23 protein-coding genes are annotated in these 21,594 nt (G+C 71.4%); 8 read left to right on the top strand and 15 right to left on the bottom strand.

Going from position 1 to position 21,594, the window contains the following annotated elements:
• Positions 1-20: 20 nt before the first annotated feature.
• From thrC to HYV93_05980, 7 genes are all read right to left on the bottom strand, one after another.
• A complete protein-coding gene (thrC, locus tag HYV93_06010; protein ID MBI2525519.1) occupies positions 21-1,256 on the bottom strand; it encodes a threonine synthase in 1,236 nt (411 codons plus the stop codon).
• A 216-nt stretch (positions 1,257-1,472) separates the two neighbouring features.
• Positions 1,473-2,465 carry a glycosyltransferase gene (locus HYV93_06005; protein MBI2525518.1) on the bottom strand — a complete coding sequence of 331 codons (993 nt, stop codon included), beginning with the start codon at positions 2,463-2,465 and terminating at the stop codon, positions 1,473-1,475.
• Between the two features lie 21 nt (positions 2,466-2,486).
• The gene (locus HYV93_06000; GenBank protein MBI2525517.1) at positions 2,487-2,744 is read right to left on the bottom strand and encodes a type II toxin-antitoxin system RelE/ParE family toxin; all 258 of its coding nucleotides are present in this window, start codon (positions 2,742-2,744) and stop codon (positions 2,487-2,489) included.
• Entirely contained in the window at positions 2,741-2,953 is a 213-nt protein-coding gene (locus HYV93_05995; protein MBI2525516.1) for a hypothetical protein, read from the bottom strand. The genes HYV93_06000 and HYV93_05995 overlap by 4 nt, the downstream gene beginning before the upstream one ends.
• Before the next feature lie 221 nt (positions 2,954-3,174).
• Positions 3,175-4,218: a hypothetical protein gene (locus HYV93_05990; protein MBI2525515.1), complete on the bottom strand. Its 1,044-nt coding sequence runs from the start codon at positions 4,216-4,218 to the stop codon at positions 3,175-3,177.
• Positions 4,215-4,649 carry a hypothetical protein gene (locus tag HYV93_05985; protein MBI2525514.1) on the bottom strand — a complete coding sequence of 145 codons (435 nt, stop codon included), beginning with the start codon at positions 4,647-4,649 and terminating at the stop codon, positions 4,215-4,217. Before HYV93_05985 ends, HYV93_05990 begins: the two co-directional genes overlap by 4 nt.
• Before the next feature lie 8 nt (positions 4,650-4,657).
• Positions 4,658-5,647: an LLM class flavin-dependent oxidoreductase gene (locus HYV93_05980; GenBank protein MBI2525513.1), complete on the bottom strand. Its 990-nt coding sequence runs from the start codon at positions 5,645-5,647 to the stop codon at positions 4,658-4,660.
• A gap of 361 nt (positions 5,648-6,008) precedes the next feature.
• On the opposite strand from HYV93_05980, the gene HYV93_05975 reads away from it, so the two are divergent.
• From HYV93_05975 to HYV93_05965, 3 genes are read left to right on the top strand one after another with little or no spacing between them, the layout of a single operon-like run.
• A complete protein-coding gene (locus tag HYV93_05975) occupies positions 6,009-6,401 on the top strand; it encodes a HEPN domain-containing protein (protein ID MBI2525512.1) in 393 nt (130 codons plus the stop codon).
• Positions 6,382-6,708 (top strand): nucleotidyltransferase domain-containing protein, encoded by a 327-nt coding sequence (locus HYV93_05970; GenBank protein MBI2525511.1) that lies wholly within the window; start codon positions 6,382-6,384, stop codon positions 6,706-6,708. The genes HYV93_05975 and HYV93_05970 overlap by 20 nt, the downstream gene beginning before the upstream one ends.
• A 6-nt stretch (positions 6,709-6,714) precedes the next feature.
• Positions 6,715-6,888 (top strand): hypothetical protein, encoded by a 174-nt coding sequence (locus HYV93_05965; protein ID MBI2525510.1) that lies wholly within the window; start codon positions 6,715-6,717, stop codon positions 6,886-6,888.
• 419 nt (positions 6,889-7,307) lie between these two features.
• Here HYV93_05965 and HYV93_05960 read toward each other — a convergent pair whose 3' ends face one another.
• The 4 genes from HYV93_05960 to HYV93_05945 all read right to left on the bottom strand — a co-directional run bounded on the left by HYV93_05960 (position 7,308) and on the right by HYV93_05945 (position 13,876).
• Entirely contained in the window at positions 7,308-7,982 is a 675-nt protein-coding gene (locus HYV93_05960) for a response regulator transcription factor (protein ID MBI2525509.1), read from the bottom strand.
• Positions 7,979-12,535: a GAF domain-containing protein gene (locus HYV93_05955; protein MBI2525508.1), complete on the bottom strand. Its 4,557-nt coding sequence runs from the start codon at positions 12,533-12,535 to the stop codon at positions 7,979-7,981. The genes HYV93_05960 and HYV93_05955 overlap by 4 nt, the downstream gene beginning before the upstream one ends.
• A gap of 75 nt (positions 12,536-12,610) precedes the next feature.
• Positions 12,611-13,534, bottom strand: a complete 924-nt coding sequence (locus tag HYV93_05950; protein MBI2525507.1) for a dihydrodipicolinate synthase family protein — start codon at positions 13,532-13,534, stop codon at positions 12,611-12,613.
• 18 nt (positions 13,535-13,552) lie between these two features.
• Positions 13,553-13,876: a lipoprotein gene (locus HYV93_05945; protein MBI2525506.1), complete on the bottom strand. Its 324-nt coding sequence runs from the start codon at positions 13,874-13,876 to the stop codon at positions 13,553-13,555.
• A gap of 124 nt (positions 13,877-14,000) precedes the next feature.
• Between HYV93_05945 and HYV93_05940 the strand changes: the two genes are divergently transcribed.
• The 5 genes from HYV93_05940 (at position 14,001) to HYV93_05920 (ending at position 17,373) form a co-directional block, all read left to right on the top strand.
• The gene (locus tag HYV93_05940) at positions 14,001-14,369 is read left to right on the top strand and encodes a cupin domain-containing protein (protein ID MBI2525505.1); all 369 of its coding nucleotides are present in this window, start codon (positions 14,001-14,003) and stop codon (positions 14,367-14,369) included.
• Positions 14,370-14,373: 4 nt separating this feature from the next.
• The gene (locus HYV93_05935; GenBank protein ID MBI2525504.1) at positions 14,374-15,963 is read left to right on the top strand and encodes an FAD-dependent thymidylate synthase; all 1,590 of its coding nucleotides are present in this window, start codon (positions 14,374-14,376) and stop codon (positions 15,961-15,963) included.
• On the top strand, positions 15,960-16,538 hold the full coding sequence (locus HYV93_05930; protein MBI2525503.1) for a hypothetical protein: 579 nt from the start codon (positions 15,960-15,962) through the stop codon (positions 16,536-16,538). The genes HYV93_05935 and HYV93_05930 overlap by 4 nt, the downstream gene beginning before the upstream one ends.
• 197 nt (positions 16,539-16,735) lie before the next feature.
• Positions 16,736-16,981: a type II toxin-antitoxin system PrlF family antitoxin gene (locus HYV93_05925; protein MBI2525502.1), complete on the top strand. Its 246-nt coding sequence runs from the start codon at positions 16,736-16,738 to the stop codon at positions 16,979-16,981.
• Positions 16,978-17,373, top strand: a complete 396-nt coding sequence (locus HYV93_05920) for a type II toxin-antitoxin system VapC family toxin (protein ID MBI2525501.1) — start codon at positions 16,978-16,980, stop codon at positions 17,371-17,373. Before HYV93_05925 ends, HYV93_05920 begins: the two co-directional genes overlap by 4 nt.
• A 36-nt stretch (positions 17,374-17,409) precedes the next feature.
• On the opposite strand, the gene HYV93_05915 is transcribed toward HYV93_05920, so the two are convergent.
• The 4 genes from HYV93_05915 to HYV93_05900 form a co-directional block, all read right to left on the bottom strand.
• Entirely contained in the window at positions 17,410-18,612 is a 1,203-nt protein-coding gene (locus HYV93_05915) for a M20 family metallopeptidase (GenBank protein MBI2525500.1), read from the bottom strand.
• Between the two features lie 59 nt (positions 18,613-18,671).
• Positions 18,672-18,821, bottom strand: a complete 150-nt coding sequence (locus tag HYV93_05910) for a hypothetical protein (GenBank protein ID MBI2525499.1) — start codon at positions 18,819-18,821, stop codon at positions 18,672-18,674.
• Positions 18,818-19,984 carry a M20 family metallopeptidase gene (locus tag HYV93_05905; GenBank protein MBI2525498.1) on the bottom strand — a complete coding sequence of 389 codons (1,167 nt, stop codon included), beginning with the start codon at positions 19,982-19,984 and terminating at the stop codon, positions 18,818-18,820. The genes HYV93_05910 and HYV93_05905 overlap by 4 nt, the downstream gene beginning before the upstream one ends.
• Positions 19,985-20,140: 156 nt before the next feature.
• Entirely contained in the window at positions 20,141-21,460 is a 1,320-nt protein-coding gene (locus HYV93_05900; GenBank protein ID MBI2525497.1) for a GAF domain-containing protein, read from the bottom strand.
• Between the last annotated feature and the right edge of the window lie 134 nt (positions 21,461-21,594).

Raw genomic sequence — 21,594 nt, 5'->3', positions numbered from 1 at the left:
GCCTCGCCGTGCGGCACGGCTCAGCTCGCCCTGCCGAGGCGATCGCGGACGAGGCGCCTCAGCGACGCCTCGTCGAAGGCGGTGCCTTGACGGCTCGGCGGCGGAGCTTCGGTCTTGAGCCCCGTCTCGCTCACGATGACGCAGATCGCGGCGTCGGGGTCCACGGCCTTCTCCGCCAGCAGGCGCTCGAGCACCGCAAGGGTGGCGACCCCGGTGGGTCCCGCCCAGATGCCCTCGGTCCGCGCCAGCAGCGCCTGGGCGCGGAGGATCTCCTCGTCCTCGGCATCGCCAGCCACACCGCCCGTCTCGCGGAGGATCCGAAGCACCCACTCGCCCTTGCGCCCGGGGTTCCCCGCGGCGAGCCCCTCCGCCACCGTGTAGCCGATCTTGAGCGGCTGGAGCGCGCGTTGCTCGCGCCAGGCGGAGGCGACGGCGTTGGCGCGCGTGGCTTGAGCGGCCACCATCAGCGGCCGACGCGCGATCCAGCCCAGCCGCTCCATCTCGCAGAAGCCACGGTGGGCGGCAATGAACGTCTCGCCCACGGCCACGGGCGCGACGACCACGTCGGGCACCTGCCAGCCCCGCTGCTCGGCGATCTCGTAGGCGATGGTCTTCTTGCCCTCGTGCTTGTAGGCGTTGCGCGAGGCCCCGCAGTCGAAGAAGAGGCGGTCCTCCACGAGCCGGTCCCAGATCGTGATGAGGTCGTCGTAGACGCCCTGGTAGATGACGAGGTCGGTGGCCGTGGCGGCCATGTGCAGGAGCTTGGGCGCCGAGGCCTTCTCGTAGGCGAAGACCAGCGAGCGCAGCCCCGCCCGCGCCGAGTAGGCGGCGACGGAGGAGCCCGCATTGCCGCTGCTCACGACGGACGTCGCGCCGAACCCGAACTGCAGCGCCGCGGCGACGGCCGTGGTCGAGGAGCGGTCCTTCACGGTGCCCGTGGGGTTCGGTCCCTCGAACTTCACGAGAAGCCGCCGCACCCCCAGATGGCGGGCGAGCGCCGGGCACTCGAGCAACGGCGTCTGGCCCTCGCCGAGCGTCAACCGGTGCGCGGGGTCGGCGATGGGCAGGACGGGCGCGTAGCGCCAAAGGCCGGTGCCGGAAAAGACGCCCGGCCCGCGCCTGGCGAGGGCAGTCTCGTCGTAGGCCAGCTCGAGCAGCCCGCCGCAGAAGGCGCACTGCAGCCGGTAGCCCAGCGCGGCGGCCATGCCGCAGTCGATGCAGCGGAGCTCGCTGGCGAACGACTCCGGCTCGCTCACGCGCGTGGTCCGTCTGGGAGATCCGAAGACAGAGGGCCGGGCGGGGCCGGGGGTCCTCCCCGCGGAACACGCTGAGTCGCCACCCGCGGCCACGTCTCGTAACGAGCCACGAGATCGAGGTCTTCGGCTCCGGCATCGCGCAGAAGCCACGGTTCCGCGGGGAGGGCCCCCGGCCCCACCCGGCGGCGCCTGTCAACGAACCTCAGAGACAGCACCCTACCGCTTCCCGAAGCGCTGCTCGACGACGTCGATGATCTCCTCGATGCGGTGGCGGAGGGTGTGCTCGCCCAGCGCGCGTTTGAGCGCCGCATGCCCGATCTCACGGGCCTCGTCGGGATGGGCGAGGTGGTAGTCGAGGAACCGGCGCAGCTCGGCGAGGTCCCGGTAGGCCAGCACTTCCTTGCCCGGGGTGAAGAGATGCGGCAGCTCGTCCTTCAGATCCACCACCTGGCAGGCGCTGCTGGCGGCCAGCTCGAAGGCGCGGCTGTTGACGCCCACGATGTCGTTCATGGGGTGGTGATGGTTCAGCGAGAGCGTGGCCCCCGAGTAGACGGCGAGCTTCGCGCGCCCCCAGACGGGCCCGCCCCCGGCCATGGACCGCACGGCCGGGGAGGCGGCGCCGTGCCAGCCGGCGCCCCAGAGCCGCAACGGGTAGCCTGCCAGCTCGCGGACGAACCGCTCACGGTACGGGTAGTGGCTCCCCACGAAGGCCACCGGGGAGGCGAGCGTGCGCTCCTCCTCCGCCGTGAGCGTCACCGGGTGGTGCATCTCGGGCACGCAGTAGAGCGGGAGGTAGTGGAGGTTCCTGAGCCCCACCGCCTGGAGCGCCCGGAGCGCGTAGCGCTCCTTCGTGAAGAAGAGATCGTAGGCTTCGATGCACTCGAAGGGGATCATCCAGAGCGGGTTGTCGGGGAAGAAGTTGAGGAAGAGGGTGTCCACCTTCGCCTTCACCCGCCGGATCACGCCAGGGGTGATGGGGCCCCCCTTGACCACCAGCACGAGGGAGGGGCGCCACGCGGCGCATTCCCGCTCGAGGCGCCTGAGGATCCAGAGCTGGTAGGCGGCCTTGGTGCCCCGGTTCTTGTAGAGCGCGTTGTCGCGCCGGTAGGCGAAGGTCCGGACCTCGTGCCCGAGCCCCCCGAGCGCGTCGCGGAAGTCGACGACCATGTGCTCGGGGCGCTCGAAGGGCAGCACGATGAGCCAGCGCATCGGCGAGAGCGTATCACAATCTCAGCGATACACGTCCCGCCGGTGGCCGATCCTGGTCACTTCCACGACGCGGGTCACGTCGTCGACCCGATACACGACGCGGTAGTCGCCAACCCGCACCCGGAACAGGTCGGCCATGCCGCGAAGCTTGACGGAGCCCCGAGGGCGGGGATCAGCGCCCAGGGAGGCGATGACGCGGTCGGCACGCCGGAGCGCGTGGTCGGGAAGGGCTTCAAGCTCTCGCCTGGCCGAGGGCTTGATGAGGACGGCGTAGGTCACAGCCGCCCGGTTTTCCTGAGATGCGCGCGCACCTTCTCATACGGAATGCTCTTCTCGCTGGCCCGCCCGAGAGACACTGCGACGTCGAGGAGATCCTCGCGGGTGCGGCGGTCCCGGAGCAGTCGGCCGAGCACGGCCTCGCGGGATGCGCGAGGCAAGGTGCGAAAGGCCGCCCAGAACACCTCGGCGGTTGCTTCACGCGCCGTCATGCGTCATCACCTCCTCGATGGGATCGTAGCATGAGCGGGCCGACGAGCGCGTGGATGAACGGGCTGAAGAACACACAGCCAAGCCCAAGAACCTCTGGGGTAAGCCGCTGGCCCGTCCCGGGAGATCTCCAGGGCCCGCGCTTCCCCGTCCTTGCCAAGATCAACGGGGTCGAGGAGAGAAAGATCGGGCGGGCACGCACCACACGTCCGCGAGCCCGGTGCTACCGCGCTTGCCTGAAGCGCGCGGCGAGGAGGGGGTCGGCCAGCGCCGCGGTCGCCACCATGGCGGCGTCGGCACCGGCGGCGAGCATGTCGCGGGCGCGTTCCACGGTGGTGATGCCGCCCACGGCCAGGATGGTGCGGTTCCAGGCGCCGGCCTTGCGCCACGCGATCAGCTCCTCCACCTGCACGCGGCAGTGCTCGTAGATGGCGGCCCCCGAGACACCCGCCAGCTCGCGCCCGGCACCGGGGAAGGCCGGGACGCCGTCCTCCTTGACGACCCGCCGCTGCAGGCCGTTGACCAGGATGAAGCCGTCGAGCCACGGGGCCAGCCGCGTCGCCAGCTCGTGAAGAGTACGCGGGCTCGGCGTGGCGCCGAGCTTGGCGATCACCGGATGGCTGCCGAGGGTCTGCCGCACCCGCCCCACGATCCGGGCGGAGAGCTCCTTGTCCTCGAAGATCATGCGCGGGTGCTCTCCCATGGTGTTGGGGCAGGAGAGGTGGACCTCCACCACGTCGGCGCCCGCTTCGGCCGCCCACTGGGCGCAGCGCGCGTAGTCCTCCGCGAGCTGCTCCCCGTCGCCGCCCGGCATGGGCGTGCCCGCCACGCTGACGATGAGCAGCTGGCCCTCGCCGAGCCGGGAGCGGGCGCGCTTGACGTCGGCCCGCCACACCTCGGGATCGGCCGAGGGCAGCCCCAGCGACACGGCCCAGGTGATGGCCGCCGGGTCGGGGTTCCGGGGCGCCCGGGCTTCCGCCACCGAGGGCTCGCCGAGCCGGCAGAAGAGGAGATTGGGCTGGACGAAGGCCTGGCGCGCGACCGTGCGCACCGTCTTGTAGGTGAGGAGCCCGTAGCCCAGGCGCGCATAGGCCTGGATCCACTGCGCGTTGGGCAGGGGCCCCGCAGAGATGCCCACGGCGCACTCGATCGTCCGGCCGAAGAGGAACACCGGCGGCCCTGCGGGCAGCCGGCGCGGGCGAGCCGGGAGCTTCGGGGAATGCGCCGTGTTCCAGGCGAACGAGCGCCCCGGGCGATAGGCGATCATGGGGCGGCCTCGAGGGAGTCGAAGCTCCACTCGGCAAGCGGGGTCAGGGAGTCGAGATCGGGGTGGAACGCCACGCCGTAGCCTGGCGCCTGCAGCGAGCCCACCGCGAGCGCGCCCCCGTCGATCCGGAGAGAGGCCTCGGCCTCGCCGCCGGAGAGGTAGGCCTCGTGGGCCGCGCGGATCGAGGCGAGCTGGTCGGCCACGTTGTCCCGGAAGCTCTTGGCCGGGTCCTTGTCGAACCACTTCGGAGGGAGGTTGTCGGCAGCGAAGCCGCCGTCTCGGCGCTCGTCCGCGGCCTCGACCTCCACTGCCAGGTGGAGCAGTGGGAAGCGGGTCAGCGTCACGGCGCCGTAGCGAAACGGCAGGCGCGTGCGGAGGTTGCGCACGTGGCACGATGCCGCCTTGAGCGCGAGCCCGATGGCCGCTGTCATGCGGAGGGCTACCGGAAAGCCGGCATGACCTCGCGGGCGAGGAGGTCGAGCTCCCGCATGATGTGCGCATGCGGCATCCCGGGGAAGAAGAGGCGGCAGATCAGGTGGGTCATCCCGTACTCCGTGACGAAGGGCCGGAGCGCCTGGACGACGCGGTCGGGGCTTCCGATGAGGAAGCGGTCCTTCATCACGGTGTCGAGGTTGGTGGCGATGGAGGCGTCGATGAAGGGGTGCTTCCAGCCGCCGGCGTACTCCTTGCGGTAGGACACCATGATGTGCCGCTCGGCCAGCTCCCGCGCCTCCCGGTCCGTGTCCGCGATGATGACGTCGCGGGTCAGCGGCCACTCCGTGATGGGCGCGGTGAGCCCGGCCCGGGCGCGGTTGTCGAGGAACCGCTTCTTGCCGGCGACGAGCCGCGGCAATTCGGCCGTGGGTCCGGGGATCCAGTTGTCGCCGAGCGTGGCCGCTCGCCGCAGCGTGAGCTCGCCCCAGCCGCCGATCCAGAGGGGCGGGTGCGGCCTCTGGACGGGCCTGGGCTCGAGCCGCCCCTCCACCTGGTAGCACCTCCCCTTGAAGGAGAGCCAGTCCTGGGTCCACAGCCCCTTCATCACCGCGAGCTGCTCCTCGAAGCGCGCGCCGCGCTTCTCCATCTCGGCGCCGTACAGCGCGAACTCGTCCGGCTTGTAGCCGATGGCGACGCCGAGCACGACGCGGCCGCCGGACATGACGTCGAGCATCGCGACGTCCTCGGCCAGCCGTGCGGGGTGGTAGAAGGGCGCCACCAGGATGTCGGTGCCGAGGGTCACGCGGGAGGTGCGGGTGGCGAAGCCGGCCAGCACGGTCAGCGGCGAGGGCCAGTAGTGGTCCTGGACGGAGTGGTGCTCCTCCATCCAGATCGAGTCGAAGCCGAGGTCCTCGCCGCGGACCACCTCCTCGAGGGCCTCCCGGTAGAACTGCCCGCCCTCGATGGGGATGAAGCCGATCCTGAGCCTGGCCATGCGCGGTCCTTTCGACGGTCTGTCCGGTGCAGTGCGGCCCACTGTGCCCCCGGATCCGGCGGGGTCCACCAGGGCGCGAGGCCCAGGTCGTCGCAGATGATCCGGGCGGCATTATACCCCGGCAGCCCCGTGATGGTCCCGCCCCGGCGGACTCCGCCGCCGCAGAGATCGAGACTCGGCGCGGGCATCCGGCTGCCGCCCGCTTCCGGGAACGGGCGCTCGTGCCGAGCCTGCCCCGGTCCCATCCGATTGGCGCCGAGGTCGCCCGCGACGGGGTTGGGGCCGCGACGTTCATGGCGGCTACACGCTGAGCCTGCCGCGGGTTAAGATGGCCGGGACCGCTAACGGGAGGCGTGTGCAGATGGCAGAACGCTCGCGGGACTGGCTGAGGCAGGCCGAAGCCGACCTTCGCCACGCCCATCACGCCAGGGAGGACAAGGACTACGACTGGGCGGCGTTCGCCTCCCACCAAGCGGCGGAGAAGGCGATCAAGGCGCTGTTCCAGAAGCTTCACCTCGATGCCTGGGGCCACACCCTGAGTGTGCTTCTCGCGAGTCTGCCCGGGCCGGCTCGACCGGACGAGGCGCTGATGGACCACGCGAAGGAGCTGGACAAGCACTACATCCCGACGCGGTATCCGAACGGCTTCGAGCGGGGTGCGCCGGCCGACCTCTACACCCGCGGCGAGGCCGACAGGGCCATCGCCCTCGCGGAGGGGATCCTTGGCTTCTGTCGTGATCAAATCCGTCGATGAAGCCGGGGTGCGCCGAGCGGTGGACGCCTATGCGGCGGATATCCTCCGGACACGTCCGGACGTGGAGGAGATCATCGTGTTCGGCTCGTTCGCGAAGGGGACCTGGGCCCCGGGCAGCGACGTCGATCTCTTCATTGTCCTGACGGCCTCAGTCAGGCCGCCTCGCGACAGGATTCCCGACCTCCTGCCCGGGGCATTCCCGGTGGGAGTCGACATCTTTCCTTACACGCGCGATGAGATGGCTGACCTGGAGCCCTCGCCCCTCCTCGACGCCGTGCGAGCGAGCCGCTGGCGATACCGGCGCTGAACCGGGATGCTGCTCGCGCGTCTCCGCCGGCTGACCTTCTTCCTCGTGGCTCTCGCGCCCTCGGTCTGCACGGGCCAAGATTCCGTCGGAGGCGAGCCGTGGGCCAACCGGAACCGTGGCATCGCCCCGCCCTGCCTCTTCCTCTACACGTGCGCCGCCTGGCTTCAGGAGCCGGACTGACCCGCCGGGCACTCTTGCCCTGCGCCGCGACTTGCAGTCGAAGAAGTCGTTCGTGTAGTAGTCGGCCGGCGCCCTGGTCTGGATGTTGCCGTAGGTCTTCTGCAGGCCCAGCAGGGTGTCCCAGTCCGCCGCCGCCATCCAGCCGGCGGGCTTCCCCTTGGTGTTGGCCGTGTACATGAGCTGCACGGTGTCCTTCCACTGCGAGAGGTTCAGCGCGATGACGCCCGCCTTGGGGAACATCTCCACGAGGATCTTCGCCGCCTCCTCGGGGTGCCTGGCGGCCTCCGTCCACGCCTTGCTGCTGGCGCGCACCGTCCGGCAGCTGAGGTCCTTCTCGCCGAGGTACTTGGTGTGGATCAAGAGCCCCTGGCTGAGCGCGTTGACGCCGAAGTCCACGTACCGAATGTCGGCTGCAGACCTCACGACTGCGGGCGCGGCGGCCCCTCCACCGGTACGAGGCCCCGCTCGAGCGCGTAGCGCACGAGGTCCGTCTGGCGGCGCAGGTTGAGCTTGCGCATGAGGTTGGCCCGGTGGGTCTCCACGGTGCGCGGGCTGATGGCCAGCCGGGCTGCGGCCTGCGTGCTGCTCAGCCCCTCGACGGTGAGGTGCAGGATCTCGCGCTCCCGGGGCGTGAGGGTGTCGTAGGGTTCCGGGGGGGTGGCCTGGGCACGCTCCACGTAGGCCTCGATGGCGCGCTCGGAGAGCGGCGGGCTGAGGTAACGCCCGCCTGCCGTCGCCTCGCGGATGGCCCGCACGAGGTCGGCTGCGCCCGCCTCCTTGAGCACGTAGCCGGCGGCGCCGTTCTTGAGCGCCTCCAGCACATAGGCCTCGTTGGCGTACATGGAGAGGATCACCACGCGGGTGTGCGGGAAGCGACGCCGGACCTCGCGAGTGACCTGGAGCCCGGTGAGCCCAGGCATCATCACGTCGGCGACCAGCACCGCCGGTCGGAGCTGCTCCACGAGCCTGACGGCCTCGACCCCGTCGGCCGCTTCCCCGACGACGGTGAGATCGGGCTCGGCCTCGAGGAGGACGCGCACGCCCTGCCGCACGATGCCGTGATCATCCGCCAGCACGATCGTCGTCGGGCTCATGGCGACCCCTGCCCCGCGCTCACCCGGGCCCCCAGGGGCAGCTCCGCCGCCACGAGGGTGCCGAGCCCGCGGCGGGAGTCGACGGCGAGGCGGCCGCCCAGCACGGCGGCCCGCTCGCGCATCCCGCCGAGCCCGCTGGACAGCCCGGAGGCCGGGGCGCTGTCGGCGTCGAAGCCCTTCCCCTCATCGTGGACGTGGATGTGGAGGAGCTCTCCGGTGGTCCAGAGCTGCACCGAGACCTCGTCCACCGCGGCGTGCCGGGCGGCGTTGGTCAGGGCTTCCTGGACGATACGATACACGGCCGTCTCGAGCTCCGGGGGAAAGCGTTGCCCCTCGAGGCCCCCGTGCCTGAAGGCGACGCGGACCCGCGTGTGGGCGGTGTACCGGTCGAGCAGCCACAGGAGCGCGGGCACGAGGCCGAGGTCGTCGAGCATCGGGGGCCGCAGATCGAGGGAGAGATCCCGCAGCCGGCCGATGAGATCGGTGAGCAGGACCTGCGCCCCGCGAAGTCGCGCTCGGGCCGGCTCGTCAGCCAGGCGCGCGCTCGCCTCCAGGTTGAGCTTCAGCCCGATCAGCACCTGGCCGACCTCGTCGTGCAGCTCGCGGGCGATGCGCCGGCGCTCCGCCTCCTGTGCTTCCACGATCCGGCCGGTCAGCCGCTGCAGCTCGCCATGGGCGGTGCGCACCTGATCGTGCAGCCGGGCCTGCTGGATGGCCACGGCCAGCGGGTCGGTCACCTCGCGGGCGATCTCCACGTGCTCGGGGGTGAACCCGCGAGCCCCGTCGACGGCCAGGCTCACGGCCCCCACCAGCTCCCCCGAGAACAGCATGGGCACCGTGAGGTAAGAGCGGATCCCCGGGGGCTCTGCGCTGACGACTGCCTCGGTGAGATGGGGCCGGCCCTCCCTGAGCGCCTCCATGTGGCGGACCAGCGGGGTCCAGATGCACGGGCCTGCGCCCTGCCGGGCGTGGCCGCCGTCGTAGGTGGCGAGCACGGTGGGCTCGCTCCGGCCGGGATGGAGGACGGCGACGCTCCCGTGCTGGCACGGGATGAGCTGGGCGACCCCGCGCAGCGCCGCCTCGGCGATGGCCTCCGGCGACTGCGTCGCGAGGATGGCCCACTCCAGCTCGTGGAGCATCTCCAGTCGCTTCGTGCGCTGGCGCAGGGCGTCCTCGACGTCCTTCCGGGCGGTGATGTCCTCGGTGCTTCCCTCGAAGGCGACGGGGCGTCCCTCCCCGTCGCGCACAGTCCGGGCGTTGATCCGGAACCAGCCGATGGAGCCGTCGAAGCGGCGCTGCCGCACCTCGAAGTCGCGGAGCTGGCCCTCCCGGAGGGCGACCGCGTGACCGCGCGGGCGCGCCTGCGGATCCACGAAGAAATCGTCGATGGGGATGCGCCGCGCGGTCTCGAGATCGGGCAGCCTCAACCCGTGCAGACCGGCGGCGTTGAGATCCAGGATCTGGCCGTCAGGCGTCGTGCGGAAGAGCCCGATGGGCGTGTGGTCGAAGAGACCCCGGTAGCGCGCCTCGGAGGCCTGCGCTTCGGCCAGGGCTGCCTGCTCCCGCCGGTGGAACTGGGCATTCCGGATGGCGATGGCGGCCTGGTCGGCCAGGAGCGCGATCAGCTCCCTGTCCTCGGTGCCGAAATGGCGGGGCTCGCCGAAGAGGATGGCGAGCACCCCGGCCACGCGGTCCCCGTCGGTGAGGGGGAGGCCCGCGTAGCCGTGCAATCCGAGCTCACGGGCGAAGCGCGGGTTCAGCCAGCGGGGATCGACCTGGCAGTCCACGATGTACTCGGGCGTCCGGGTCTCCAGGATCTGGCCGGCGATGCCACCCCCGAAGGGGATCAGGGAGATCTCCAGCAGCCGCTGCTCGGCCTCGGGCTCGACGCCGAAGCTCTCCGCGGGCCTGAGGACGCGCGCGTCGGGATCGGCGATCCAGACCCGCGCCGTTCGGGCCCCCAGCAGCGTGACGGCGGCTCCTGCCACGGCCCTGAACACCTCCGGGCCCTCGCGGGCCGACGTGATGAGGGCGGTGAGCTGGCTGAGCGTCTGGAGTCTCCGCGCGCGCTCCGTCGCCTGGGCGTAGAGGCGGCAATTCCGGATGGCTGCCCCCGCGTGGTCGGCCAGCCGCGACAGGATGGACTCGTCCCGGTCGCTGAACGGACGGGGGGCGAGGTTGTACACATAGAGGAGTCCCTCGATGGCCTCGTCGATACTGATGGGCACCACGAGCACTGCCACGGTGCCGGCGGTCCGCACTGACTCGGCGAACTCCTGGTCGATCCGGGGATCGCTCAGGTAGTCGTCGGTCCTGAAGGGGCGGCCGGTCAGCAGCACCTGCCCTCCGGCGCCCTTGCCTGGAACGATCCGTGTCGCGCCGTGGCCTCTCGGCCGGGGCTCGGTCCAGCGCCGGTACACCATTTCCCCCGAGGCCGGGTCCCGGAGCGAGATGGAGGCGGCATCGGCCCGGCAGAGCTCCCTGGCGCCCTCGACCACCCGCTGGAGGATGCTGTCCAGCTCGAGCGAGGCGTTGACGGAACGGGCGATCTCGGACAGCACCTCCGCCTCCCGCCGCCGCCGCCCCGCCTCCTCGTGGACGCGCGCGTTCTCCAGCGCCAGCGCCGCCTGGTCGGCGAAGGCCTCCAGCAGCGCGATCTCCGCCGGAGCGAAATCCCGGGCGGCCGCGTCTCCGATGATGAGCGCACCGATGGTCTCGCCCTTGACCCTCATCGGGACGGCCAGGCCGGAGCAGATCCCGGAGTCCGCCAGCCTTCGGTGCAGGTCGTCGTCCAGCGGGATGTCGGGATCGGAGCGCACGTCGCGGGTCCAGACGGGGCGGCCCGCGGCCACGGCGCGCCCTGCCACCCCCGTGCCTGCCGGCTGCGCGTGCCCCGGCTCGAAGAACGGCGCTGCCGGGCCGGCGGCGGCCAGCACGACGAGGGAGCCGTCGGCAGCCAGGCGCCTGATCACGACGTAACGGGCACCGAGGACCGACGGCACACCTGCCACGATCCGCTCGGCGATCTCCGTCACGTCGAGACTTTCCGTGAGCGCCCGGGCCACCCGGGCCAGCTCCGCGGCCTCCCGCTGGCGGCGCGCCGTTTCTGCGAAGAGCCCCGCGTTCCGGAGGGCCAGGGCCGCCTGGTCGGCAAAGGCCGACAGCATCAGCCGCTCCTGCTCGGTGAAGCTCCGCCCGGGCAGATCCGCCAGGACCAGCGCCCCCACCGTCTCGCCGTGGGCCTTGAGCGGCACGGCAATCGCCGCGCGACCGCCGTCGAGCTCGACCCATGCCCTGAGCCAGCCGGGCACGACGAGGCGCGGATCAGCGAGGATGTCGGCGCACCACATGGGCCGGCCCTCGGCCACGGCCAGGCCGGCCAGTCCCACGCCCACCGGAGCGGCCTGCCCGAGCCATCGGCTGGCATCCAGCTCGCCCGCCGCGGCCACGCAGACGAGAGCGCCCGTGGCCGGCTCGAAGCGATGGAGCATCGAGCGCCTGACCCCGAAGAACGGAAGCAGTGTGGAGACCACGCGGCGCGCCGCCTCGGCGACGTCCAGCGTGCCGGTCAGCTCGCGCCCGATGGCCGCGAGCGCGGCGGTGGCCTGCTCCGCGCGCCGGCGCTCGCTGATGTCCCGCAGGCAGTAGGAGAGGTAGGCGTCGGTCTTGAGATCGACGAACGCGCACGAGATGTCGACGGGCACGACGTGGCCGTCCTTGGCGCGGAGCTCGGACTCGACGTGGAGCAGCCGCTCCGTCTCGGCCTTGCGCCAGATCACCGGCCACCGCGCGCTCGAGCCCTGTTCGTGGAGCCGGCCGATGGGCATGCCGCGGAGCTCGTCACGCGAGTAGCCGCAGAGGTGCGTGGCGGCGGCATTCGCGTCGGCGATGCGCCCGGTCGCGTCCACCCAGAACATCGCCTCCCGGGAGTGCTCGATGGAGGCCTCGGTGCGGATGAGACGCCGGCGCTCCACCTGGAGATAGGAGAGCAGGAGCCCGAGGAGGACGGTACTCAGCGGGTAGAAGATGGTCACCGGAATCGCGAAACGCTCGAGCAGGCGCCAGGCGAGCGCGACGTCTGGAATGGCGAACGTCCACAGCAGGCCTGAGACGGAGAGCGCCCAGCCCAGCAGCAGGAACCGGCCGATCCCGAACTCGGCGACCCGGTCGCCCCAGCGCCGGTGGACCAGGGCCCCGATGAGCGCCGCCGTGACGATCGCCCCCACGCCGGGAACGACGCCGATCCCCCCCAGCGCCAGGCGGAATGCCACTGCGATGGCAGCAGCCACCGCCGCCGAGCCCGGGCCGTTGAACACCCCGGCCATGCCGATGATGACCACGCGCTGGCCAAGGATCACCCCCGGCATCACCTCGATGCCCATGGCCATGCCGGCCACCGCGATGCCACCGAAGGCGGCACCGCTGACGAGGGTGTAGGCGGCCGGGCGGGCGCGCCGGAGGGAGGACCAGAGGAGGCCGTAGATGCAGGCCAGGGAGAGGAGGAGCGCCAGATTCTCGGTGAGCCCCTTCATGAGTCCCGAGAGAGGAATCATGGCAGTCGCCTCAGCGGGGCAGGGAATGGGAGCCGCGGACCGTGGTGGGCAGGAGCGCCGGAATCGGGTCCGGCACTACAGCTCCCCGGCTTCCTCCAGCGCCCACTTCAGCCGCTGGCAATCCTCCGGGCCCACGGGGAGGAGGGGCGGCCGCATGTGGCCGTGGGCGAGGATGCCCTGGATCACCAGCACCTCCTTGGCGCGGGCCCGGTAGTCGCGTACCGGCGCTGCGAAGACGGCGTCCACGAGCTTCTGGATCCTGTCGCCCTTGGCGCGGGCCGTGGCCCAGTCGCCGCGCATGGCCGCCTCATACACGTCCACGTGGGTCCTCGTGGTGACGGCACAGGCGCCCAGCAGCGCCCCCTCGGCGCCGAGGAGGTAGGACTCCCAGATGAAGTTGTCGTTGCCCGTCAGCACCGTGATGGACCGCGGCGCTCGGCGCGCCACCGTGACGATCTCGCGGAAGCGCTTGGCGTCGAAGAGCGCCTCCTTGATGGCGACGACCTGCGGGATCTCCATGAGCCGGGCCAGCGTCTCGTCGTCGAAGTTCGTCCCTCCCAGCGCGGGTTGCAGCGTGAAGAGGATCATGGGCAGGCCCACCTCGTCGGCCACGGCCTTGTGGTAGTGGTACGGCACCTCGGACGACAGGGGCTGTCCCAGGTAGGCGGTGATCGGGAAGACCAGGAGGCAGTCGGCACCGGCCTCGCGGTACTCCTTGGCGTACTTGACGGCCTGGGCCGTGAAGGAGGCGCCGAGACCCGCCACGATGGGGACGCCGCGCCCGGACAGCTCCTCCTTGTAGATGCGCAGCACGGAGAGCCTCTCGTCGTGCCAGAGGTGCAGGCCCTCGCCCGTGTCCACGTTGACGGCCACGGCCTTGATGCCCTGCGCGGCGATCCAGCGGATGTACTTGCGGAGGCCCGGCTCGTCGATCTCGGCGTCCTGCGTCATCGGCAGGACCGTGGCGGGGATGACGCCCTTGAGGTCGATGCCGCTCATGGGGAGATCTCCTGCCGGCTACTTGAGCCGCCTCATGTCCTCGGGAAAGTTCGACGTGAACGAGTAGGACTTCACGGTGCCGTCGGCCGCGAAGCGCACCGACAGGTCCTTGCTGATCTCGGCGCCCGCTTCCCGCTGGCCGAAGAACCAGCGCCATGTCTGGTCGCCGCTGTCGAGCCCCACCTGGTAGGGCTCGCCGAACATGCGTCGCAGCGCTGCCTTGTCGGTCTTGCCCACGACGATCATGAGGGGCTCGGGCGAGGGGAATTCCTGGCCGGCCCTCAACGCGAAGCACCCGGCCAGGATGAGCGCGAGCAGGGCGAGGAGGAGCGGCCGCCGCATGGCGCGGATTATCCCATGCCCCCGACGGCGGGGTCAACGCGAGGGGGAGGAGACTTGACTTGCCTCGGCGGGATGGCTAGGGTCTTAGCCACCCCGAGGCCCGATGACAAGGAGGCCCACCGCCATGACAGTTCCCGTGATGACAGGCTACGCAACCCTCACGACGCTGCCCGAGGAGAAGATCGGCGACAAGATCACCCGCAAGATCCTCGTGGGCGAGAAGGAGATGGTCGTCTTCTGGACGATGAAAGCCGGCGCCCGCGCCGCCGTGCATCAGCACCCCCACGAGCAGATCTTCTGGATGCTCTCGGGCCGGATGGAGTTCAGCCTGGGAGGCGAGCGGCGTACCTGCGTGGCGGGAGACCTGTGCGTCATTCCCGGCAACACGCCCCACGAGGCCTACTTTCCCGAGGACACGGAGGTCGTCGACATCTTCGCCCCGCCCCGCGAGGACATGTTCACCGGCGGGGACACGTACCTCGGGCGCGGCTGAGCCCATCCCGGTGGAGACCTTCACCGCCGAGGAGCGCGCGCGCCTCGCGCCGTACTTCACGAATCTCGACGGGCCGGTCTTCGCGCTGGTCAACCTGCCGGAGGTCGTGAAAGGGGCGCTCTTCGCCCGCTACTCGCGCTCGGCCAAGTCGCTGCGCCGGCTCTTCCTCGACGAGTTCCTCGAGCAGGCGGCCCCGGCCGCCGCCACGGCCTCCGTCGGCACCACGCGCGCGGAGGCCCTCTACGAGCGCGTCCTCAGCGACTACGGCGACGACTCCGTGGCGCAGCTGGGCGGCGTGCATCTTGCCTGCGAGGGCGCCTCGAACCTTCTCACCAAGGTGCTCGAGTGGGGGCGGCTCATGGCCTACCTCGAGCAGTCCACGCGCTACGTGCCGCACACGGACCGGCCGGGTGGGGCCTGGAAGTACCGCGTGCCCGCCGAGCTGGAGGGCCACCCGCTGCGGGCGCGCTACGTGGAGACGCTGGACCGGGCCTTCGAGACCTATGCGCGCTGGATCGAGCCCATGCGCGAGTACTGGAGCCAGCGCTTCCCGCCGCCGGCCGGCGAGAGCGAGGCCACGTACCGGATGACCATCCGCGCCAGGGCGCTGGACTCCCTCCGCGGACTTCTGCCGGCGGCCACCCGCTCCAACGTGGGCATCTTCGGCACCGGGCAGGCCTGGGAGGCCCTGCTGCTCAGGATGCGGGCCCACCCCCTGCGCGAGGTGCAGGAGTACGCCGAGATGATGCTCGCGGAGCTGCGCAAGGTGATCCCCGCCTTCCTCCAGCGGTTCGAGCGCCCCGAGCGCGGCGGCGTCTGGAGCCAGTACCTCCGCGACACGCGCGAGGCCACGGAGGCGGCGACCCGTGCGCTCCTCGCCGGGATCGCGCCGGAGCCGCGCCCGGAGGTCACGCTCACCGACTGGGATCCCGAGGGCGAGGTCAAGGTGGTCGCGGCGGCGCTCTACGCGGCATCGCAGCTTCCGGACGATCAGCTCCTCGCCCTGGCGCACACGCTCACCACGGAGGAGCGCCGGCGTGTCCTCGCGGCCTATGTCGGCCGCCGCGAGAACCGCCGTCACAAGCCTGGCCGGGCCTTCGAGCGCACCGCCTACCGCTTCGACGTGCTCGGCGACTACGGCGCCTTCCGGGATCTCCAGCGCCACCGGCTGCTCACCCTGGAATGGCAGCCGCTGTCCCCGCGCCACGGCTACGTGGTCGCCGACGGCATCGAGGAGGCGGGCGCGCTCCCCGACTGGCGGCGCGTCATGGAGGAGTCGGCCGCCCTGCACGACGCGCTGGTCGACGCCGGGCTCGCCACCGTCGCGCCCTACGCCGTCGCCATGGCCTACCGCGTGCGCTTCTACATGGAGATGAACGCGCGGGAAGCGATGCACCTGATCGAGCTGCGCACGGCGGCCCAGGGGCATCCCGCCTATCGCCGCATCTGCCAGGCCATGCATCGCCTCATCGCCGAGCAGGCGGGGCACCGTGCCCTGGCCGCCGCCATGCGCTACGCTGACCACTCCGGGGGCGAGGAGGGACGGCTCGGCGCCGAGCGCGCCGCCGAGAAGCGGCGCGAGGCCGCCCGGTGAGCCTGCGCCCCGAGCAGATCACGGCGCGCCAGTACCTCGACCAGAAGGGGAGCCGGCTGACCGCGGCCCAGCTCCGGGATCGTGTCGGCGCGGCCTTCGCGGCGATCGAGGAGGCGCTCGGTTCGGTGGAGGAAGAAGCGGCGCGCGGCCGCGCCATCGCCGGCGCGTGGAGCGTGCAGGAGATCGTGGATCACCTGGTGGAAACCCACCGCCCGAGCATCGCCGAGCTGCGCGATCTCTTGAGTGGGCGGCGGCCCGAAGGCCCGCCCATTCCGGCGGGGCTCCAGTCGGCGGACCCGATGGGCCGCCGCTGGCCCGATCTCCTGCGCGATCTGAGGGGGCTGCACGCCGAGATCCTGGGCGCCCTCGTCGCGGTGCCCGACGGCTACACGACGGACGCCCGCGCGCCCCTCATCATGGTCGTCAACACCAGGGCGGCCGACGGGAGCGAGAAGCCGCTTCACTGGATCGAGGAGCTGGACTGGAAGGCCTATGCGATCGTCTTCCGCCTCCACGTCCTCGACCACCTCGGCCAGATCAAGAAGACGCTCGGCGCCGCGCGCGCAGGAAGCTGAGGGCGCCTCGCGCGGGTTGCTGCACACTCCGATACGTCTTCGCGTGGGAGCGGCCTGCCCGTGCGCCTTCGCGAACTCTTCCCTGGCCTTGCGGAGCTCCTCCGGGGGGGCCCGCTGGTCCAGCGCCGTCATGGCCCGTGTCTGCTGCACCTGTGGTATCCTTACGCGGAGTAAGGATTCCTCAAGGAGGTAATGCGATGCCGACCTCGACGATCACCCGCAAGGGGCAGGTGACGATTCCCAAGCGGATCCGCGACGTGCTCCGGCTGAAGCCCGGTGATCAGGTCGACTTCGTGGTCGAGGACGATGGCCGGGTGGTGCTGCGGGCCGCGACGCTGCACGTGAGCGAGCTCAAGGGGCTCCTCTATCGGCCGGGCCGCCGGCCGGTGACGCTCTCGGAGATGGATCAGGCCATCGTCGGGCACCACCGCCGGCGGCCATGACGGGACTGGATACGAACGTCCTGCTCCGGTATCTGACGCAGGACGATCCCGCGCAGTTCCGGCGCGCCGCCGCGCTCATCGACGAGGTGGTGGCCCGCGGCGAGCGTTGCGCGATCGGCGTGGTCATGTGCTGCGAGCTGGTCTGGGTGCTGCGGGACAAGTACAGGGCCGATCGTGCGACGGTCGCCGGTGTCCTGGAAGCGATCCTCCGGACGACGCACTTCGTCGTCGAGGACAAGGATCTGGTCCGCCGGGCGCTGGAGGACTATCGCCGGGGGCCCGGGGACTTCGCCGATTACCTCATGGGGTGGCGCAACCGACGGGCTGGCTGCGAGTCCACCGCCACGTTCGATGGGGCCCTGAAGGGGAGCGATCTCTTCGTCCTGCTCTGAAGAGCCGCTGGCCGGGCCGCTGCCGCCTTGGGCCTGCTACCCCTGCGCCTTCGCGAACTCCTCCTTGGCTTTGCGGAGCGCCTCGGGATCGGCCAGCAGGTCCACCGCCGTCATGGCCAGCGTCTTGGCAGCCGCCACCATCCCCGCCCGGGCCAGGGGCGACTTCGCCCACTCGGCGAACTCGCGCGAGTGGCCGGGCACGCCGTCGGGCGAGATGCGGATGTACGGGTGAATGGTCGGCAGGGCCTGGCTCACGTTGCCGCAGTCGGTGGAGCCGTAGCCGGCCTGGCCGTCGTCGGGATCCACGGGGAAGGCGATGCGCTCCAGGTTCTTGCCGAAGAGGGCCGCCATGGTGAAGTTGGGCTTGAGCGGGTCGTGGATGACGGGGTCGGGGGTGACCGCGACCGTGCAGCCGGTGGCCGTGGCGGCGCCCGTGGCGCAGCCCTCGAAGCGGCGCAGCAGCTCCTGGCAGTAGTCGCGCGTGGGCGCCCGCAGGTAGAACTCGGCCGCCGTGTACTCGGGGATGATGTTGGCCTGGTCACCGCCCTTGGTGATGACGCCGTGAATGCGGGCGTCCGGGCGGACCTGCTGGCGCATCATGTCCAGCGAGACGAAGAGCTGGATCATGGCGTTGAGCGCGTTGACCCCGCGCCAGGGCCAGGACGAGGCGTGCGCCGCCCGCCCGGAGAACTCGCACGTCACCTTGACGATACCGAGGCTCGGCCGCCAGATCTGCGTCCCGGGACGCCCGTGGATCATCATGGCGGCATCCACGTCCTTGAAGACGCCGGCCTCCATGAGGCGCACCTTGCCCGCCCCGCCCTCCTCGGCGGGGGTGCCGATGACCTGGATGCGCCCGGGGAAGGGGAGCGGCCGGAGCGCGGCGGCGAGCGCGGCCCCCGCGCCCGCCCCGGAGGTGGCGATGACGTTGTGGCCGCAGGCGTGCCCGATATTGGGCAGGGCGTCGTACTCCGCCATGATGGCGATGGTGGGGCCGGGCCCCTGACCGGGGATGGTCGCGCGGAAGGCCGTGGGCAGCCCGCCCACTCCGCGCTCCACCGCGGCGCCCTGTTTCTCGAGGAATGCCGTGAGCCAGGCCGCCGCCTTCTCCTCCTTGAAGCAGAGCTCGGGATTGTCGTGGATCCGATGGCTCAGCTGCTCGAGGTCGTCGGCCAGCCACTCCACGGTCTCCACGATCTTGCGCTTGGCCGCTTCCAGCGTGTCGCTCATCACTGCCATCGTTGTCTCCTCGGGTCCGTCCCTCGGCCGGGGTGGGGCCCCGCCGTGGGATCTCGTCGTCAGATTGGCAAGCGGTCGATGGTCCACTCGAGCGCATCGGCCGCGCCGCCGTCGCCCCCTGAGCTGGGTGATGATCCTCCGTCGCGTCTCCATCGGCCGAGTCTGTCGATATCGTCCCGGGCGATGTCGGCGTCGTCGTGGAAGATCACCGGGCGAACTCCTCCTTGGCGGCCCGCACCCTGGCGGGATCGGCCAGCAGATCGAGCGCCGTCATGGCCATCGTCTTGGCGGCGGCCAGCATGCCGGCGCGGGCCAGGGGTGTGACGGCGGCGTCGGCGAAGTCGCGCGTGTGGATGGCCGTGCCTGCGGGCGCGATGCCGATCATCGGCTGGATGGCCGGGATCACCTGGCTCACGTTGCCGATGTCGGAGGAGCCCAAGCGATCGGGCATCGGCTCCCCCTCGGTGAGGCCCACCGCGGCCATGTTGGCGGCGAAGAGATCCAGCAGCGTCTGGTTGCGCTTCATGGGCTCGTAGACAGTGTCGGAGTGCTGGGTGACCTTCAGGCCGGCCCCGGCTGCCCTGGCCGCGCCCTCGGCGCAGGCCACGACACGTCGGTAGAGATCCCACATGCCGTCGATGCGAGGGGCGCGCACGTAGAACGTGGCGGCGGCGTACTCGGGGATGATGTTGGCCGCCGCGCCGCCATTGGTGATGATGCCGTGGACGCGGCAGTCCGGGCGCACCTGCTGGCGCAGCATGCTGATGGCGTTGAAGGTCTGGATGCAGGCGTCCAGCGCGTTGATCCCCGCCCATGGGTCGGCCGACGCATGCGAGGCCCGGCCGGTGTACTCGAAGGTGACGCGCACGATGCCGAGGAGATCCGAATGGAGCAGGGTGCGGTCGAAGCCGTGGATCATCATGGCGCAGTCCACGTCCTTGAAGGCCCCGGCCTCGATGAGCCGGACCTTTCCTGCCCCGCCCTCCTCGGCGGGCGTGCCGATGACCTGGACGCGCCCTCCGGGAAGCCTGTCCTTGACCGCGGCCAGCGCGGCGCCCGCGCCGACGCCGGAGGTGGCGATGACGTTGTGGCCGCAGGCGTGCCCGATGCCGGGCAGCGCGTCGTACTCGCAGAGGATGGCGATGGTCGGGCCGCTGCCTGCCTCGATGGTCGCGCGGAACGCCGTGGCGATACCGCCCACTCCGGTCTCGACCCCGAAGCCCTTGGCGGCGAGGAACTCGCCGAGCCATGCGCACGCCTGCGTCTCCTGGAAGCCGAGCTCCGGGGCGTCGTGGATCCGGTGCGAGAGGGCTTCGAGCTCGTTGCCCAGGCGGTCCACCGCCTGAGCGATCGCGTCCTTGATGGCGCTCATGAGGGCCTCCGGATGGGTTGAGGGTCGGGTGCCGGGAACAGGGCCGAGCCTACCACAGCACCCCCGGGGCTGCTACGGCGACTGGACGCAGAGGAGGAAGAAGGTCGGGCTGTCGGGGCCGGTCTCACGCTCGGCGAGGCAGCGGGTGCGCGGCGGCTAGGCGCGGGGCGCGCGCTCCACACGCCTGAGGCTCACGGGGAGCTCGACGACGAAGAGGGCGCCGCCGCCCGGGAGGTTCTCGGCCCAGAGCCTGCCGCCGTGTTCCTTCACGATGCCGTAGGAGACGCTGAGGCCGAGCCCGCGCCCCTCGTCGGGCCCCTTGGTCGTGAAGAACGGATTGAAGATGCGCGGCAGGTGCTCCGGGGCGATGCCGGGTCCGTCGTCGGCGACCTCGACCCTCACCCCGCGCGGCAGGGGCGCGAGGCGCACGCCGAGCGTGCCGCACCCGTGCGCGGCCGCCATGGCGTGGCGGGCGTTGTCCACCAGGTGGGCCAGGACCTGACGGAGCTGGGCCGCATCGCCCCAGATGACCGGCGCCTCCCCGAGCTCGAGCCGGATGGCGATGCCCGCGGCCTCGAGCCGCGGCGCCTCCTGGCCGAGCAGACTCCTGATCTCCGTCGCCACGCAGCACGGGGAGCGGTGGGCGGGGCTCGGCTCGGCGAACCGACGGAGATCCTTCACGATCCTCGCGGCGCGCCTGGCGGCCGCGTCGATGACGGCGAGTCCTTGCAGGACCGCGGCCGCCGTCGGCTCACCCTGGACCAGCACGTGCACCTGGCCGAGGATGATCGTGAGCGGGTTGTTGATCTCGTGGGCGACTCCCGCGGCCAGCCCGTCCACTGCCGAGAGCCGCTCGGCCCGTACCGTGGCGCTCCGGGTGCGTTCGAGCTCCTGGAGCTGGTGGCGCGACTCCGAGTGGAGGCGGGCGTTGTCCAGCGCCAGGCCGACCTGGTCGGCCACGCACTCGAGGAGATGGAGCTCGGCGCTGCTGAAGCGGTGTTCCGTCCGCCGGCCCAGGGAGAGCGTACCGAGGATGCGGTGGCGGGCCCGGATCGGCACGCAGACGAAGGCGCGGATCGCGTCGGCCGCGACGGCCTCGCGCGCCGCAGGCAGGAGATCCTTTGCCCGGGCGACCTCCCGCAGCCGCCGCGGGATCCCGGAGGCCGCCACGCCGCCGATGAGCCCGGCTCCCATGGGCAGGACGCGGTTGATCTCGCGCAGGCGCTCGGACAGTCCACGGTCCCCCTGGAGCACCAGGTGCGCCCCGTCGGCGGAGACCAGGTGGAGGCTCGATATCTCGTAGCCCGTGACCTGGGTCACGGCCTCCAGGGACCGCTCGAGCACCTGCTCCAGATCCAGCGACGAGTTCACGGCCTCTCCGACGGCCCGGAGCACGCGCAGGTGACGGATCAGCGTGGGCAAGGGCCGTCCCGAACCTCCGTCGGTCTCGATGATGGCTTCGGCCGTCAGCGGCATCGCGCCCTCCCTGTAGGAAGACCCGAGAGCAAGTCCGGTGCCACGGGCCGCGCACGGCAAAGGCCCGTCCCGAAAGGAGGTCCGACGTCTCGGCCCGGGGCGACCGTTGCTGGGGAGACGGCACAGGGCGGGAC

The organism is Candidatus Rokuibacteriota bacterium (genome assembly GCA_016188005.1).
Taxonomy (GTDB): domain Bacteria; phylum Methylomirabilota; class Methylomirabilia; order Rokubacteriales; family CSP1-6; genus UBA12499.
Note: the sequence above shows the minus strand (reverse complement) of the source record. Positions and strands in the feature narration are given on the sequence as shown.